9 protein-coding genes and 3 pseudogenes are annotated in these 16,290 nt (G+C 69.4%); 9 read left to right on the top strand and 3 right to left on the bottom strand.

Annotation, left to right across the window (positions count from 1 at the left end; all coding sequences use genetic code 11):
• Positions 1–106: 106 nt before the first annotated feature.
• The 9 genes and pseudogenes from Rai3103_RS02905 (at position 107) to Rai3103_RS02865 (ending at position 11,833) form a co-directional block, all read left to right on the top strand.
• Positions 107–2,530: an NADH-quinone oxidoreductase subunit G gene (locus tag Rai3103_RS02905; protein ID WP_422396032.1), complete on the top strand. Its 2,424-nt coding sequence runs from the start codon at positions 107–109 to the stop codon at positions 2,528–2,530.
• Positions 2,527–3,729, top strand: a pseudogene (nuoH, locus tag Rai3103_RS02900) (NADH-quinone oxidoreductase subunit NuoH); the annotation flags it as partial. The gene Rai3103_RS02905 and the pseudogene nuoH, both read left to right, overlap by 4 nt.
• Positions 3,730–3,880: 151 nt before the next feature.
• Positions 3,881–4,405, top strand: a pseudogene (gene nuoI / locus Rai3103_RS02895) (NADH-quinone oxidoreductase subunit NuoI); the annotation flags it as partial.
• A 182-nt stretch (positions 4,406–4,587) separates the two neighbouring features.
• Complete coding sequence (locus tag Rai3103_RS02890) at positions 4,588–5,481, top strand: NADH-quinone oxidoreductase subunit J (protein WP_153571321.1); 894 nt, start codon at positions 4,588–4,590, stop codon at positions 5,479–5,481.
• Complete coding sequence (gene nuoK, locus Rai3103_RS02885; RefSeq protein WP_153571320.1) at positions 5,478–5,777, top strand: NADH-quinone oxidoreductase subunit NuoK; 300 nt, start codon at positions 5,478–5,480, stop codon at positions 5,775–5,777. The genes Rai3103_RS02890 and nuoK overlap by 4 nt, the downstream gene beginning before the upstream one ends.
• Positions 5,778–5,788: 11 nt before the next feature.
• Positions 5,789–7,696, top strand: coding sequence for an NADH-quinone oxidoreductase subunit L (nuoL, locus tag Rai3103_RS02880; protein WP_153571319.1), 1,908 nt, complete (start codon positions 5,789–5,791; stop codon positions 7,694–7,696).
• Positions 7,697–7,712: 16 nt separating this feature from the next.
• A complete protein-coding gene (locus Rai3103_RS02875) occupies positions 7,713–9,260 on the top strand; it encodes an NADH-quinone oxidoreductase subunit M (RefSeq protein ID WP_153571318.1) in 1,548 nt (515 codons plus the stop codon).
• Positions 9,260–10,831, top strand: a complete 1,572-nt coding sequence (gene nuoN, locus Rai3103_RS02870; protein WP_153571317.1) for an NADH-quinone oxidoreductase subunit NuoN — start codon at positions 9,260–9,262, stop codon at positions 10,829–10,831. The genes Rai3103_RS02875 and nuoN overlap by 1 nt, the downstream gene beginning before the upstream one ends.
• A gap of 24 nt (positions 10,832–10,855) precedes the next feature.
• Positions 10,856–11,833 carry a polyprenyl synthetase family protein gene (locus tag Rai3103_RS02865; protein ID WP_422396031.1) on the top strand — a complete coding sequence of 326 codons (978 nt, stop codon included), beginning with the start codon at positions 10,856–10,858 and terminating at the stop codon, positions 11,831–11,833.
• A 1,486-nt stretch (positions 11,834–13,319) separates the two neighbouring features.
• On the opposite strand, the pseudogene Rai3103_RS02860 reads toward Rai3103_RS02865, so the two are convergent.
• From Rai3103_RS02860 to rarD, 3 genes and pseudogenes are all read right to left on the bottom strand, one after another.
• Positions 13,320–15,328, bottom strand: a pseudogene (locus Rai3103_RS02860) (M13 family metallopeptidase).
• Complete coding sequence (locus Rai3103_RS17365; protein WP_239022380.1) at positions 15,325–15,576, bottom strand: EamA family transporter; 252 nt, start codon at positions 15,574–15,576, stop codon at positions 15,325–15,327. Before Rai3103_RS17365 ends, Rai3103_RS02860 begins: the two are co-directional and overlap by 4 nt.
• Positions 15,483–16,262 (bottom strand): EamA family transporter RarD, encoded by a 780-nt coding sequence (rarD, locus tag Rai3103_RS02855; protein ID WP_228489117.1) that lies wholly within the window; start codon positions 16,260–16,262, stop codon positions 15,483–15,485. Before rarD ends, Rai3103_RS17365 begins: the two co-directional genes overlap by 94 nt.
• Between the last annotated feature and the right edge of the window lie 28 nt (positions 16,263–16,290).

Raw genomic sequence — 16,290 nt, 5'->3', positions numbered from 1 at the left:
CACCCCGGCCGGTGACCCGCAGGGTGGCGCCCTGATGTCGGGCGGCGCCAACACCAACACGGCGGACGCCGCGCTGGCGCTGAACCGTAACCCGCTGTCGCGCCAGATCGCCGAGATGGACCCGGCCGACCTGATCACCGTGACGATCGACGGCGTCGAGGTCAACGTCCCCAAGGGCACGTTGATCATCCGCGCCGCCGAGATGATCGGTCACCCCGTCCCGCGCTTCTGTGACCACCCGCTGCTCGACCCGGTCGGTGCCTGCCGTCAGTGCCTGGTGGAGATCAGCGACGACGGCCGCGGGCGTCCGATGCCGAAGCCGCAGGCGTCGTGCACCACCACCGTGATGCCGGGCCAGGTGATCAAGACGCAGATGACCTCGCCGGTCGCCGCCAAGGCGCAGAACGGGATCAACGAGTTCCTGCTGATCAACCACCCGCTCGACTGCCCCATCTGCGACAAGGGCGGCGAGTGTCCGCTGCAGAACCAGGCCGTGATGGTCGGCAACGCCGACACCCGGTTCAACGACGTGAAGCGGACCTACCCCAAGCCGATCCCGATCTCCACCGAGATCCTGCTCGACCGTGATCGCTGCGTGCTCTGCTCCCGGTGCACCCGGTTCGCCGACCAGATCGCCGGCGACGCGTTCATCGATCTGGCCGAGCGTGGTGCCGTGGAGCAGGTCGCGATCTACCGCGAGCAGCCGTTCAACTCCTACTTCTCGGGCAACGTCATCCAGATCTGCCCGGTGGGGGCCCTGACCAGCACCGCCTACCGCTTCCGCGCCCGCCCGTTCGACCTGGTGTCGACGATGACGACGTGTGAGCACTGCGCGGCCGGCTGCGAACTGCGGGTCGACCACCGCCGCAACGAGGTCATGCGCCGCTACGCCGGAGACGATCCGGACGTCAACGAGGAGTGGAACTGCGACAAGGGCCGCTTCGCCTTCGTCTCCGGACGCGGCGACGACCGGCTCACCCACCCGCTGATCCGCGAGGACGGTGTCCTGCGTCCCGCCTCCTGGCCAGAGGCCGTCAATGCGGCCGTCGAGGGCCTGCGCGCCGCTGGCCGCAACGTCGGCCTGCTGCCCGGCGGCCGGGTCACCCTGGAGGACGCGTACGCGTGGTCCAAGTTCGCCCGGGTCGCCCTGGGCACCAACAACGTGGACTTCCGGTCCCGCCCGCACAGTGCCGAGGAGGCCGGCTTCCTGGCCCACGCGGTGGCCGGCCGGTCGCTCCAGGAGTCGGTGACGTACACCGACCTGGAGAAGGCCTCCGGTGTGCTGCTGGTCGGCTTCGAGCCGGAGGACGAGTCGCCGATCGTGTTCCTGCGCCTGCGCAAGGCCTGGCGCAAGAAGAAGCTGCGGGTCTTCACCGTCGCTCCCTTCCTCAGCAACGGGTCGGTGAAGCTGGGTGCCACGCTGGTCCCGACGGTGCCGGGTGGCGAGGCCGCCCGCCTCGACGGGCTCGGTGACGAGGTCGACCTCGGCGGTGCCGGGGTGATCCTCGTCGGCGAGCGGGCCGGTGCCGATGCCGGCACCCTCAGCGCCGTTCTTGGTCTGGCGGAGCGTACGGGCGCGCGGATCGCCTGGATCCCGCGTCGGGCGGGGGAGCGGGGGGCCCTCGAGGCCGGTCTGCTGCCGAACCTGTTGCCCGGTGGTCGTCCGGCCGACGCCGCCGAGGCGCTGGTCGACGTCCGCGCAGCGTGGGAGATCGACGAGTTGCCGACCCAGGCCGGCCTGGACGCCGACGCGATCCTCGCCGCCGCGGCCGAGGGACGGATCCAGGCCCTGGTGATCGGCGGCGTGGAGCCGACCGACTTCCGCAACCCCGCGGCTGCTCGCCTCGGCCTGGAGAACGCCGGCTTCGTGATCAGCCTGGAGCAGCGCCTGTCCGAGGTGACCGCTCGGGCGGACGTCGTCTTCCCGGTGAGCCTGTTCGAGGAGCGCCGCGGCACCTTCCTGAACTGGGAGGGCCGGGAGCGCCCGATCGCCCAGGTCGTCTCGCCGCGGACCGTGGTCGACGACCTGCGCATCCTGGTCGCCCTCGCCGACGGGCTGGGGGCCGACCTCGGCATCCCGGACGCCGACGCCGCCTGGGCCGAGCTCGACCAGCTCGGCCGCTGGGAGGGTCAGCGAGCCGCCGCTCCGGCCACCACCGCCGCCCCCGCGCCGACCGCCCAGGAGGGCGACGTCGTGCTCGCCACCTGGCGCACCCTGCTGGACGCCGGTCGTGGACAGGACGGCGAGCCCTACCTCGCCGGGACCGGGCCCCTCCCGGTGGCCCGTGTCTCGGCCGCGACCGCGGAGCGGATCGGCGCCGGTGAGACCGTGGCCCTGCAGGCCGGCGGAGCAGAACTGCGCTACCCGCTGGTGGTCGAGGCCTCGATGGTCGACGACGTCGTGTGGGTGCCTCGCAACGCGCCCGGGCTGTCTCCGGCAGAGGCCCTCGGTGTCGGCGCCGGTGACCGGGTCCGACTCCTCGCCGACTCGATTGCTCGCTCCGACGACTCGACTGGAGGCATGGCATGATCCCGCAGAACCTGGACCTGTTCGGTCACGACCCGGTGTGGTTGGTGATCATCAAGGTCGTCATCTGGTTCGTGTTCATCCTGCTCGCGACGATCTTCAACGTCTGGCTGGAGCGCCGCACGCTGGGTCGCATGCAGCAGCGCATCGGGCCGAACTTCGCCGGTCCGTTCGGCCTGATCCAGGCCCTCGGCGACGGCCTCAAGCTGCTGTTCAAGGAGGACGTGACGCCGAAGCTGGCGGATCGATTCGTCTTCAAGCTGGCGCCGTTCATCATGACGGTGGTCGCCTTCGGCACCTTCTCGCTGATCCCCTTCGGCGGCACGGTGAAGATGTTCGGGGTCACGACCCAGCTGCAGCTGGTGGACACCCCGGCCGCGGTGCTGCTCTACCTGGCGCTGACCTCGGTCGCGGTCTACGGCGTGGTGCTGGCCGGTTGGTCGTCCTCGTCCACGTACGCCCTGCTCGGTGGTCTGCGCTCGACCGCGTCGATGATCTCCTACGAGATCGCCATGGGTCTGTCGCTGGTGTCGGTCTTCCTCTACGCCGGGACGCTGTCCACCAGCGAGATCGTCCTGGCGCAGGCGAAGCCACTGCAGTTCGGCTCCGTGGTGTGGGCCGGGTCGATGGGCTGGTACTTCCTGCTCCTCATCCCGTCGTTCATCATCTACGTCATCTCGATGTTCGCCGAGACCAACCGCCAGCCGTTCGACCTCCCCGAGGCCGAGGGCGAGCTGGGGTCGGGCTACATGACGGAGTACTCCGGCATGACGTACGCGCTGTTCTTCCTGTCCGAGTACATCAACATGTTCATGGTGTCGTGCGTGGCGACGACGCTGTTCATGGGTGGCTACCTGCCCATCTGGCCGTTCAACAACATCGGTGTGCTGAACAACCCGTGGCTGGGGCCGGTGTGGTTCCTGCTCAAGGCGTACTTCTTCATGTTCCTGTTCATCTGGACCCGGGCGACCGTCCCGCGGATCCGGTACGACCAGCTGATGCGCCTCGGCTGGAAGTGGCTCATCCCGGTCTCCCTCGGCTGGACGATGCTCGTCGCGGTCTTCCGCGTCGGCGTGGCCGACGGCTGGATCGGCAGCCGCGGCTTCTGGATCGCGGCCATCGTCGTGGCCGCGGCGCTGATCGCGCTGCTGCTCTTCGGCGGCCCGCAGGAAGCCCCGCAGACCGAGGAGGAGCCGGCGGAGTTCGATCCGTACGCCGGTGGCTACCCCGTCCCGCCGATGGGGACCAGCAGGTCCCCGGCCTGGTGGACGTGGTCAGCTCGGCGGCGGACGAACCGACCGGCCCGGCCCTGTCCGAAACGTCCGACTCCCAGCGAAGGGCTGATTCCTGATGGTGAATCCTGTTGCCGGGTTCGGGGTGACGTTCTCCACCCTGTTCCGGAAGACCCAGGTGAAGGGCGACCAGGCCCGGATGTACCCCGAGCGGCCGGCGATGATCATGCCGCGCTACCACGGGCGGCACCAGCTCAACCGGTGGCCGGACGGGCTGGAGAAGTGCGTGGGCTGCGAGCTGTGCGCATGGGCCTGCCCGGCCGACGCGATCTACGTCGAAGGCGCGGACAACACCGAGGAGGCGCGGTACTCCCCGGGTGAGCGCTACGGCGCCGTCTACCAGATCAACTACCTGCGCTGCATCCTGTGCGGGTTCTGCATCGAGGCCTGCCCCACCCGGGCGCTGACGATGACGAACGAGTTCGAGCTGGCCGACACCACGCGGGAGGCGATGATCCTCGAGAAGGACCAGTTGCTCGCCCCGCTGCTGCCCGGCATGGAGCAGCCGCCGCACCCGCGCCGGCTCGGCGACACCGAGCGGGCCTACTTCCTCGGCCTGCCCGACACCGGTGTTCCGGACACCCGGATGCCGGAGGGCCACCAGGACACGTACGTCGACGAGTCTGAGGCACGCCCAGTGGGCACGCCGTGGATCCGTGCCGGGTCCGAGGCGCGCAAGGAGATGCGCAAGCAGTTCCACCCGGACTACAGCATGCCGTCGGATCCGGCCCTCGAGGCCGAGCCGACGCAGAGCAAGGGAGTCGAACGATGATCACCCTGGTGACCGCCCAAGCGGTGGCCTTCTGGTTGCTCGCGCCGCTGATGGTGCTGGGCGCCCTCGGCATCGTGCTGTCACGCAAGCCGGTGCACTCGGCGCTGTTCATGGCGTTCGTGATGATCGCGCTCGCCATCCAGTACGGCGCCCTCGACTCGCCCTTCCTGCTGGCCGTGCAGATCATCGTCTACACCGGCGCGATCATGATGCTGTTCCTCTTCGTCGTGATGTTGGTCGGTGTCGACACCACCGACTCGATCGTCGAGACGATCAAGGGGCAGCGGGTGCTGGCGGCGCTGGCCGCGCTCGCGCTGCTGGTCCTGGTCGTCGTCGGGATCGGTCACGCCGTGGGCGGTGCGCCCCGCGGGCTGGCTGATGCGAACTCGATCGGTAACGCGCAGGGCATCGCCGCCCTGCTCTTCGGCCCGTACGTGCTGGTGTTCGAGGCGGCGGCCGCCCTGCTGCTGATCGCGACCATCGGTGCGATGGTGCTGGCGCACCGGGAGCGTACGACGCCGAAGAAGTCCCAGCCCGAGCAGTCGCGCGAGCGGATGCAGGCGTACGCCAGGACCGGCGCCCACCCCGGCGGTCTGCCGGCCTCCGGTGTCTTCGCCCGCCACAACGGCGTCGACGCCCCCGCCCTGCTGCCGGACGGTTCGGTCTCCGAGCCCTCCGTCTCGCGGACCCTGAAGCTGCGGGGCGTGATGCTGCAGGGTGACACCCTGGCCGACCCGGTGCGGGAGAGCCTCGCCGCGATCGAGCCGCAAGCCACCGACGCCGTCGGTGGCCGGACGGTCGCGGCCGCGCGAGCCGATCGTGAGCAGTTGGAGACCGCCGCATCGGCGGGCACCGGGACCGATTCCGCGGAGGGGACCGAACAACGATGAGCCCGAACAACTACCTCATCCTGGCAGCGCTGCTGTTCGTCATCGGCGCCGCCGGCGTGATGCTGCGCCGCAACGCCATCGTCGCGTTCATGTCGATCGAGCTGATGCTCAACAGCGCCAACCTGCTGCTGGTCACGTTCTCCCACTACTGGGGCGTCCTCGACGGCCAGGTCGGTGCCCTGTTCGTGATGGTGGTGGCGGCCTGTGAAGTCGTCGTCGGCCTCGCGATCATCGTGTCCATTTTCCGTACGCGTCGGTCGGCCTCGGTCGACGACGCCAACCTGCTGAAGTTCTGAGGGGCGCGCCGATGATTCCGCAAGAAGTGATCGCCTCGGTCCCGGCTGTGGGCATGTTCACCTGGGGCTGGACGATGATCGCCGCCCCCGCGCTCGGTGCCCTGCTGCTGCTCGTCCTCGGTCGGGTCACCGACCGCTGGGGCCACTACCTCGCGACCGCGATGCCGATCTGGTCCTTCGCGATCGCGGCCTGCCTCTTCGCCGAGATGCTGCTGCGGCCCACGGACCAGCGCGTGGTCAGCGCGCCGTTCTACGAGTGGATCAACGCCGGCTCCTGGACCGCGAGCTTCGGGCTACGGATCGACCAACTGTCGATCCTGTTCGCCCTGTTGATCACGGGTGTCGGGTCGCTGATCCACGTCTACTCGATCGGCTACATGGCGCACGATCCCAACCGGCGCCGGTTCTTCGCCTACCTGAACCTCTTCGTCACGGCGATGCTGATCCTGGTGCTGGCGGACAACTACCTGTTGCTGTTCTTCGGCTGGGAGGGTGTCGGCCTGTCGTCCTACCTGCTGATCGGCTTCTGGCAGCACCGTCCGAGCGCCGCGAAGGCCGCGACCAAGGCGTTCGTGATGAACCGCGTCGGTGACGTCGGAATGTCCATCGCGCTGATGCTGATGATCGCCCTCTTCGGGTCGACCTCGTTCGACGCGGTGAACGCCGGCTCGCCGAAGATGACCCCGGCGATCGCGACCCTGCTCGGGGTCCTGTTGCTGGTCGGCGCCTGCGCGAAGTCCGCGCAGGTCCCGCTGCAGGCCTGGCTGCTGGACGCCATGGAGGGCCCGACCCCCGTCTCCGCGCTGATCCACGCCGCGACGATGGTCACCGCCGGTGTCTACCTGGTCGTCCGCTCCGGCTCCATCTACGCGATGTCACAGGTGGCCTCGACGATCGTGGTGATCGTCGGCACCGTCACGCTGCTGGCGGGTGCCTGGATCGGTAGCGCGAAGGACGACATCAAGAAGGTCCTGGCCGGCTCGACGATGTCGCAGATCGGCTACATGATGCTCGCCGCGGGTATCGGCCCGGCCGGCTACGCGTTCGCCATCTTCCACCTGCTGACCCACGGCTTCTTCAAGGCCAACATGTTCCTCGGGGCGGGGTCGGTCATGCACGGCATGAACGACGACGTCAACATGCGCCACTACGGTGGCCTGGCGAAGGCGATGCGGATCACCTTCCTGACCTTCGCGATGGGCTACCTGGCGATCATCGGCTTCCCGTTCTTCGCCGGCTTCTACTCGAAGGACCACATCATCGAGGCGGCGTTCGCCTTCAACCCGGTCGTCGGTGTGCTGGCGCTGTTCGGCGCCGGGGTGACCGGCTTCTACATGACCCGGCTGATGATGATGACCTTCTTCGGCGAGAAGCGCTGGCGTGACGAGGTGCACCCGCACGAGTCGCCGATGGTGATGTGGGTGCCGCTGGTGGTGCTCGCCGCGCTGTCGGTGATCGGCGGCCTGCTGATGAACAACTGGATCGGCCGCTTCCTGGCCCCGGCCGTGAACGGCGAGGTGGAGCCCACCGGGCTGTTCCACTTCACCCTGATCGGCGGGCTGACCATTCTGGTGGTCGCGGCGGGCGTGGCCCTCGGCTGGTGGCTGTTCCGCGAGGACGTCCCCGACCGCGCCCCGGAGAACGTGTCCGTCATGACCCGGATCGGCCGCAACGACCTCTACGGCGACACGATCAACGCCGCCGCGTTCACCAACACCGGCAACGGCGTCGTGACGGCTGTGATGGCTGTCGACGACCACGGCATCGACGCCGTCGCCAACGGCACCGGCACCGCCTTCGGCGGCCTCGGCCAGCTCTTCAAGCGGGTCCAGACCGGCTACGTCCGTTCGTACGCGTTGACGATGGTGGCGGGCTCCGTCCTCATCGCCGTCGTGCTGATCCTGGGCCGGCTGGCCTGACACGAGGAGAAATCACATGACGACGTTCCCCTGGCTCACCGTGCTCGCGGTGCTGCCACTGATCGGTGCGCTCACACTGGTCTTCATCAAGGGCCCGCTGGCCCGTACGGTCGGGCTCGCCTTCGCCCTGGTGACCCTGGTGGTCGCCGTGGTGGTCGCGTTCCGCTTCGACACCGGCACCGCCGGCCTGCAGTTGGTTGAGACGCAGTCCTGGATCCCGGCCATCGGGGCCTCCTACTCCCTCGGCGTCGACGGCATGGGCCTGCTGATGGTGCTGCTCACCGCCATCCTCGTCCCGGTCGTGCTGATCGCGGTGTGGGACGACCCGGATGCCAACGCCGGCCGGTGGACCTCGCAGTCCTTCTTCGGCCTCGCGCTGCTGCTGGAGGGTCTCTCCCTCTATGTGTTCATGGCCACCGACGTACTGCTCTTCTACCTCTTCTTCGAAGCCACGCTGATCCCGATGTACTTCCTGATCGGCGGCTTCGGGGCCCACAAGCGCAGCGCGGCGGCGATGAAGTTCCTGCTGTTCTCGCTCGCCGGTGGTCTGGTCATGCTGGTCTCCGTGATCGGGGTCTACGCGGTCCAGGCCGGGGTCGGCCAGCCGACGTACGCGCTGCAGTCGCTGCAGCCGGCCGCCGCCTCCGGCCTGTTCAACACGCCGGTCGGTAAGTGGCTGTTCGCCGGATTCTTCATCGCGTTCGCGGTGAAGGCGCCGATGGTGCCGGTGCACACCTGGCTGGCCGACGCCGCCGAGGCCTCGAACCCCGGCAGCGCGACCCTGATGGTGTCGGTGCTGGACAAGATCGGCACCTTCGGGATGCTGCGCTTCTGCCTCGGGCTCTTCCCGGAGGCCAGCGTGTGGGCGACGCCCCTGGTGCTGGTGCTGGCGCTGATCTCGATCATCTACGGTGCCGTCGCGGCGATCGGGCAGCGCAACCTGATGCGGTTCGTCGCGTTCACCTCGGTGAGCCACTTCGGCTTCATGGTGCTGGGCATCTTCGCGATGACCACCTCGGGCATCTCCGGGTCGATCTTCTACATGTTCAACCACGGCCTCTCGACGGCGGCGCTGTTCCTCGTCGTCGGCTACATGGTGAAGCGGCGTGGGTCGGCGGATATCGCCGCGTTCGGCGGTGTCCAGAAGGTGGCCCCGGTGATGGCCGGGTTCCTGCTGGTCTCCGGTCTGTCGGCGCTGGCCCTGCCGGGGCTGTCGAGCTTCGTCTCGGAGTTCATGGTGCTGGCCGGGACGTTCAGCAAGTACCGCTGGCTCGCCGCCTTCGCGGCTGTGGCGCTGCTGCTGTCCGCGGTGTACGTGATGGCGGTCTACCAGCGCACGATGACCGGTCCGGTGACCGAACAGGTGACCCGTACGGTCCATGCCGACCTCACCCTGCGCGAGCGGGTGGCCGTCGTCCCGCTGCTCGCGATCATCCTCGTGCTCGGTTTCTTCCCACGCCCCGCGCTGAAGCTGGCTGAGCCCCAAGGGGCCCAGACGGTGACGGCGATGCAGAGCGTCGGGATCTCCGAACCCAAGCCGCAGATCCCGGAGGGCAAGAACTGATGAACACCAGCATCAACTACGCGGGTCTGCTGACCGCGATCCTTCCCGTGGTGATCGTCTTCACCGGCGCTTCGCTCAGCCTGCTCGCGGAGGCCGTCCTCCCGCGGCGATCCCGCTGGGGGACTCAGCTGGGGCTGTCGATCGTCGTGCTCGCCCTGGCGTTCGCCTCGTCGGTCGTCATGTACGCCGCGCCCTCGTCCGGCATGCTCGCCGGGGACCAGACCCTGATGGTGATGGTCGACCGGCCGGCCCTCGGCCTGTGGATGCTGCTGGCGCTGTTCGGCGTGCTCTCGGTCCTGCTCTTCGCCGAGCGGGAGGTGTACCGGGGGGTGAGCGCCTTCACCCCGTCCGGTGCCGCGATCCCCGGCTCGCTCGACGAGAAGGCGGCGGGTGAGGCGCGCCACGAGCACAGTGAGGTCTTCACCCTCCTGCTGTTCTCGCTCACCGGCATGATGCTGTTCCTCGCCGCGGACAACCTGATGATGATGTTCGTCGCGCTGGAGATCATGTCCCTTCCGCTGTACCTGCTCTCGGGACTGGCGCGTCGGCGCCGGCTGCTCAGCCAGGAAGCCGCGATGAAGTACTTCCTGCTCGGCGCGCTCTCCTCGGCGTTCTTCCTGTTCGGCATCGCCCTGGTCTTCGCGTACGCGGGGTCCTTCCAGTTGGCGGTGATCGACGTCATGGTCGGCCAGAGCAGTCTGTCGGAGGGGGTGCTGATCGCCGGTCTGCTGATGATGCTGGTCGGCCTGCTCTTCAAGGTCGGCATCGCGCCGTTCCAGAGCTGGGTCCCCGACGTCTACACCGGCGCACCGACGCCCGTCACCGCCTTCATGGCGGTCTGCACGAAGATCGCCGCCGTCGGCGGTCTGATGCGGGTGCTGTACGTGGGCCTCGGCGCCGAGCGCTGGGACTGGCAGCCGGTGCTGGCCGTCGCGGCCATCCTCACCATGCTGATCGGTGCCGTCATCGGCCTGGCCCAGACCGACATCAAGCGCCTGCTCGCCTACTCGTCGATCACCCACGCCGGCTACCTCCTGGTGGCCGTGGCCGGTGCCGCGCAGGCGGCGAACGGGATGAGCGGGCTGACCTCGGTGTCGGCCACCTCGTTCTACCTGCTCACCTACGGTGTGGCGACGATCCCCGCCTTCGCGATGGTCACCATGGTCCGCGACAACGGCGCCGAGGTGACCCAGCTGTCCGGATGGGCCGGTATCGGCCGGAAGAACCCGGTCTTCGCGACGGTGATGGCGGTGTTCATGCTCAGCTTCGCGGGCATCCCGCTGACCGCCGGCTTCATGGGCAAGTGGGCGGCCTTCGCGGCCGCCTTCCAGGGTGGCTGGGGCTGGCTGGCCCTGGTCGGCGTGCTGCTCAGCCTGGTGGCGGCCGTCTACTACCTGCGGGTCATCGCGATCATGTTCTTCCGCGAGCCCGTCGAGGGACCTGAGGTCACCGACACCTCCGCGGCCACCCTGGTCGTGGTCGTCCTCGGGCTGGTGGCGACCGTGGTGCTGGGCATCATCCCCGGCCCGCGATGGGCTTCTTCCACGGTGCCGGTGAGTTCCTGCGTGTGAGTATGATGTGAGCCTTGTGACCCCATCTCCACCCCGCAGACCCGGGATGCTTTCGAAGCGTACGTGCGGGAGCGGCTCGATGTGATCGAGACCGCTCTCGCCACCGCTGCGACCGGCAAGATGCCGTTCGTCACCGAAGCGGCCCGGCACGTCATCGCCGCCGGCGGCAAGCGGTTCCGTCCGCTGCTCGTCATCCTCGCCTCCGCCCTCGGCACGCCCCGGTCGGCGGAGGACCTGACGCGCGCCGCGCTCGTCATGGAGCTGACCCACGTGGCCAGCCTCTACCACGACGACGTGATGGACGAGGCGGACATGCGCCGCGGCGCCCCCAGTGCCAACAGCGTCTGGGACAACAGCGTCGCGATCCTCGTCGGTGACTACCTGTTCGCCCGGGCCTCCGACATCGTGGCCGATCTCGGCGTCGATTTCGTCCGGTTGCAGGCCAGGACCTTCTCCCGGCTGGTGCAGGGACAGATCGCGGAGACCCTCGGCCCCGCCGAGGACCAGGACGCCGTCGGGGCCTACCTCGCGGTGGTGGCCGACAAGACGGGTTCCCTGATCGCCTCATCGGCGATGTTCGGCGGCATGGTGGCCGGCCTGCCGGCCGACCAGATCGAGGCCCTCGCCGGCTTCGGTGAGGAACTGGGTGTGGTCTTCCAGCTCAGCGACGACATCATCGACATCACCTCGGAGTCCACCGGCAAGACGCCCGGCACCGATCTGCGCGAAGGGGTGGCGACCCTGCCGACCCTGATGCTCGCCGACTACGACGATGCGGAGTCCCGCGACCTGCTCAGGCTGGTCGAGGGCGACCTGACCGACGACGCCACTCTCGCCGAAACCCTGCGGCGGCTGCGTGAGCACGAGGTGATCGAGAAGGCCCGCGCCGAGGTGGCGCGCCGCGCCGAGGTGGCTCGTGCCCATCTCGCCGTCCTGCCCGAGGGCATGGCCCGCGAGGCGCTGAGCGAACTCTGCGACACGGTGGTGACCCGCTCGGTCTGAAGCCCTCGGCCGCGAGTCCACGAGACGTCCCCGAAGACCCCCATCACCTGCTCGGTGGTGCGGGGGTCTTCGTCTTCATTGTCGGAGTCGGATGGTGCCGTGGTTGGTGACGATGAAGTGTTGGCCGCGGGGGTGTGCCAGTGCCATTGGCCGGGGACGGGTTGGGTGAGGTGGTAGCCGCCGTGGGTGCGGGCGCGGTGGGCGGTGCGGGAGAGGGGGCCGAGGTTGGGCAGGGCGGTCGGGCCGCCGCGGTCCCAGGGGATGGTGTGGTCGGCGTCGGCGCGGCGGGCGGTGAGGGTGCCGTAGGGGGCGATGTCGACGGGTTGGGTGAGGATGAGTTGTTCGCGCATCCGGTCGGGGACCTCGTAGGCGTCGACGGGCAGGGTGTCGGCGTGGTCGATGACGCGGGTGTAGCGGACCCGGCAGCCCTGGAGGAGGTGGGCCAGGCCGGTGGGGCCGAGGGGTCCGTGGTCCTCGACGCGGGCGAGGGTCGCGTCGGGGGTGGTGTGGACGTAGAGGTGGACCAGCGGGGTCTGGTCGGGGTGGTGGCCGCGGGCGAGCAGGCCCAGCGCGCGGGCGCGGCGGGTGTCGAGGTCGGTGGTGTCGCCGGTCTCGGCGAGGCGGGCGGCCATGACGGCCAGGGTCTGGTCGAGTTGGGCGGCGTCGGTGGTGTCGAGGATCGCGAACATGCCGGTGGCGGCGCCGCTGCCGGGGCGGGGGAAGAGGTCGACGCGGCGCCGGTCGCGGGCGGCGGCGTCCTTCTCGGCGGTGGCGGGGTCGGCGGCGGTGATCTCGCCGTCGAGGAGGCGTTGGGCGCGGGCCCAGGACAGGCCGGGCAGGACGTCACCGATCCGGTCGTCGATCCACAGGGCGGTGCTGGCGGGCAGGTGGTGGCAGCGGCGGGCGACGTGTTGGGCGCGCCAGACGGGTAGGCGGGCGTGGATCATCTGGTTCCACAGGCGGGGGTGGCGCCATTTCAGGTCCAGGGCGTCGCCGATCAGGAGTTTGGCCCGGTCGGGGGCGAGGGCGAGCGCGCCGCCGACCTCGAGGTGGAGGAACTCGGGCACCGCGGGGGTGCCGTCCCCGCCCAGGGGGAGGCGGCGTTCGCGCCCGACGGGCGGGGCGGCCTCGACGAGGTCGGCGACCAGGGCGAGGCGGCGGATGTCGGCGAAGCGGGCGAGGGCCTCGATCTCGGCGAGTTGGCCGATGTGGTCGCAGGGGTCCTCGGGCAGGCCGTAGCCGGCGGTGACCGCGATCGGGTCCCCATCGATGTCCCGCCCAGGGTGACCATCACGCCGTCGGTGAGCAGGGTGGCGCCCTCGGCCACCGGACGCGCCGGCGGCACGGTCGTCATCTCGGGCCAGTCCGGCAGGCCCGGCAGCGGTGGTGCGTTGCCCTCGTCCATGACCCCCACGCTAGAACAGGGGTCAGACATCGGCCGGGGCCCCGAGCCGATGCGGCAGAGGGCCCGCCGGGCCCGCGGACCTCACCAGATCCGGACGCGCTCCTCGGGGGCGAGCCACATCGCGTCACCGGCCTGCGTGGCGAACGTCGCGTGGAAGGCATCGACGTTCTTCAGGGTCTGGTTGCAGCGGAACTCCGAGGGGGAGTGCGGGTCGGTGGCCAGCCGCTGCCGGACCATCTCGGGGCGGGTCTTCTGCTGCCAGATCCGGGCGAAGTTCATGAAGAACCGCTCCGCACCGGTCAGCCCGTCGATCGGCGACGGTTCCGCCACGTCGCCGGTGTCCGGATCGGTCAGGGCGATGCGCCAGGCGGCGTACGCGATGGACACCCCGCCGAGATCGCCGATGTTCTCCCCGATGGTGAGGGCGCCGTTGACGGTCAGCCCGTCGGCTCCCTCCGGCGAGAGCCCGTTGTACTGCTCGATCAGCGCCTTCGTACGGTCGGTGAAGGCCTCGCGGTCCTCGTCGGTCCACCAGTTCCGCAGCCGCCCGTCGCCGTCACAGGTCGAGCCCTGGTCATCGAAGCCGTGGCCGATCTCGTGGCCGATCACCGCGCCGATGCCGCCGTAGTTGACGGCATCGTCCGCCTCCGGGTGGAAGAAGGGCGGCTGCAGGATCGCGGCCGGGAAGACGATCTCGTTGCGCAGCGGGTGGTAGTAGGCGTTGACCGTCTGCGGAGTCATGAACCACTCCTCGGGGTCGATCGGGCCCCGAGCTTGTCCAGCTCGCGCTGCGTCTCGAACTCGGCGGTCCTCCGTACGTTCCCGATCAGGTCGTCCGCGCGGATCGAGAGCTTGGAGTAGTCGATCCACTTGCCCGGGTAACCGATCTTGGGGGTGAACTTGGCGAGCTTCGCCAGGGCTTCGGTCCGGGTCGAGTCGGTCATCCAGTCCAGCGCACTGATCGAGCGCCGGTAGGCCTCGAGGAGGTTGCCGACGAGTTCGTCGCAGCGCTCCTTCGCCGCCGGTGGGAAGTACTGCTCCACGTACAGCCGCCCGACCGCCTCACCGACGCACCCCTCGACGAGGGCGACACCGCGCTTCCAGCGGGGCTTGATCGTCGGGGTGCCGGACAGGGTGGTGCCGTAGAAGGCGAAGTTCTCGGCCGTGAACGCCTCGGGCAGGTACGCAGCCGTGCCGAGCAGCAGCCGCCAGCGGGCCCAGGAGCGCCACGCGGGCAGCCGGTCGGTGACCAGCAGCGGGGCGACGTCGTCGAGGAACGACGGCTGCGACTCGATCAGGGTGGTGACCTTGTCGAGGTCGACTCCCAGGGCACCGAGGTAGCGGCGCAGGTCGACGGACGGGTTGATCGCCGCGACGCGGTCTACCAAGGAGCGGATCTCGATCGGGTTGTACGAGGCGACCATTTCGCGACGCCGGACCTTGTCCCAGTGGCAGGCCGCGATCGCCGTCTCGAGCGCGAGCACCGCCTCCGCCTGGACACGCGGCTCGGCCAACTCGGCCAACCCGAACATCCGTTCCATGTGGTCGACGTACGCGGCGCGGATGTCGGCGTACTGGTCGAGCCGGTAGTACTCCTCGTCCGGCAGTCCGAGTCCGCCCTGACCGACGAACAGGGCGTACGCCTCGGGATCCCCGGGGTCGGCGTCGACCCCGCCGTACAGCAAGGTGCCGAGCCCCCGGCGGCTGTTGCTTCCGAGCAGGTCGACCAGATCGTCGACGTCCGACACGGCCTCGATCGCCGCCAGTTCCTCCTGCAACGGGTCGGTGCCGAGCCGGTCGATCGTCGCCGTGTCCATGAAGCTCGCGTAGAGGCCGGCGATCCGGTCCGCGTCGGTCTGGGGACCCTCATGGTCCTCGAGAGCGTCTCCCAGACCGGTGATGATGTCGCGGACGGCCTCCTCGGAGCGGTCCCGCAGATCGCTGAAGGCGCCGGTGAGCGGCTTGTCATCGGGGATGACCGCCTGGTCGAGCCAACTGCCGTTCACATGCCGGTAGAAGTCGGTGCGGGCGGGGACCGCGGCGTCCACAGCGGTCAGGTCCAGGACGACGGGCGTCTCCTCAACAGTCATGAGCCGATCGTAGTCGCGGCCCTGCGGCGTACCCGGTTGAGCCGACGCCAGGCGACCAGCGCCTCCGTGCTGATGATCACCACCGAGATCCAGACCAGCAGGAAGCCCGCCCACCGGCCTGGGGACATCGACTCGCCGCGGACCAGCCAGCCGATCAGGAACTGCATCGTCGGCGCCAGGTACTGGAGCAACCCCAGCGCCGTGAGCGGTAGCCGCTGGGCGGCGTCGGCGAAGAACAGCAGCGGCACCAGGGTGACCAGACCCGAGGCGACCAGGAGGAAGGTGTGCAGGGGCCGTACGCGGTGAAACTGCTGTGCCCACTCGTCTGCAGCCAGCCGAGGAAGGCGACGGCGACGACACTGATACCCAGGCCCTCGACGACCATCCCGGAGAGGGCGTCGATCCGGACGGACTTCTTCAGCAGCCCGTAGAGGCCGAAGGAGACCGAGATGGCCAGCGCCGCCCACGGCAGGCCGCCGACCTCCATGGTGAGAACGATAACGGCGATCGCAGCGAGGCCCACCGCCAGCCACTGCAGGCGGGAGAGCCGTTCCTTCAGGAACACCACGCCGAGCAGGATCGACAGGATGGGGTTGATGTAGTAGCCCAGCGCCGCGTCGAGCACATGGCCGTTGTTGACCGCCCAGATGTAGGTGCCCCAGTTGACGCTGATCAGCACCCCGGCGCCGAGCAGGGTGGCCCAGGCGCGCGGCCCGTCCAGCCCCCGCCAGAACCTCCGGCGCAGCAGCAGGCACCCGAGCAGGCCGAAGACCAGGGACCAGACCACCCGCTGGGCCAGGATCTCGACGGCACCCGCGCGGGACAACAACGGCCAGTAGAGCGGGAAGAATCCCCACAGCAGGTAGGCGGCCAGCCCGCCGAGGAGCCCGCGCCGCAGACCGGGCGCGGCGGTCGTGGCGGTCGGCTCGGGCATCGGGTCTCCTCACGGTCAGTGGCGTACG

The organism is Raineyella fluvialis (assembly GCF_009646095.1).
GTDB classification, from domain to species: domain Bacteria; phylum Actinomycetota; class Actinomycetes; order Propionibacteriales; family Propionibacteriaceae; genus Raineyella; species Raineyella fluvialis.
The sequence above is the reverse complement of the archived record's forward strand: the minus strand, read 5'-3'. Positions and strand labels throughout refer to the sequence as shown.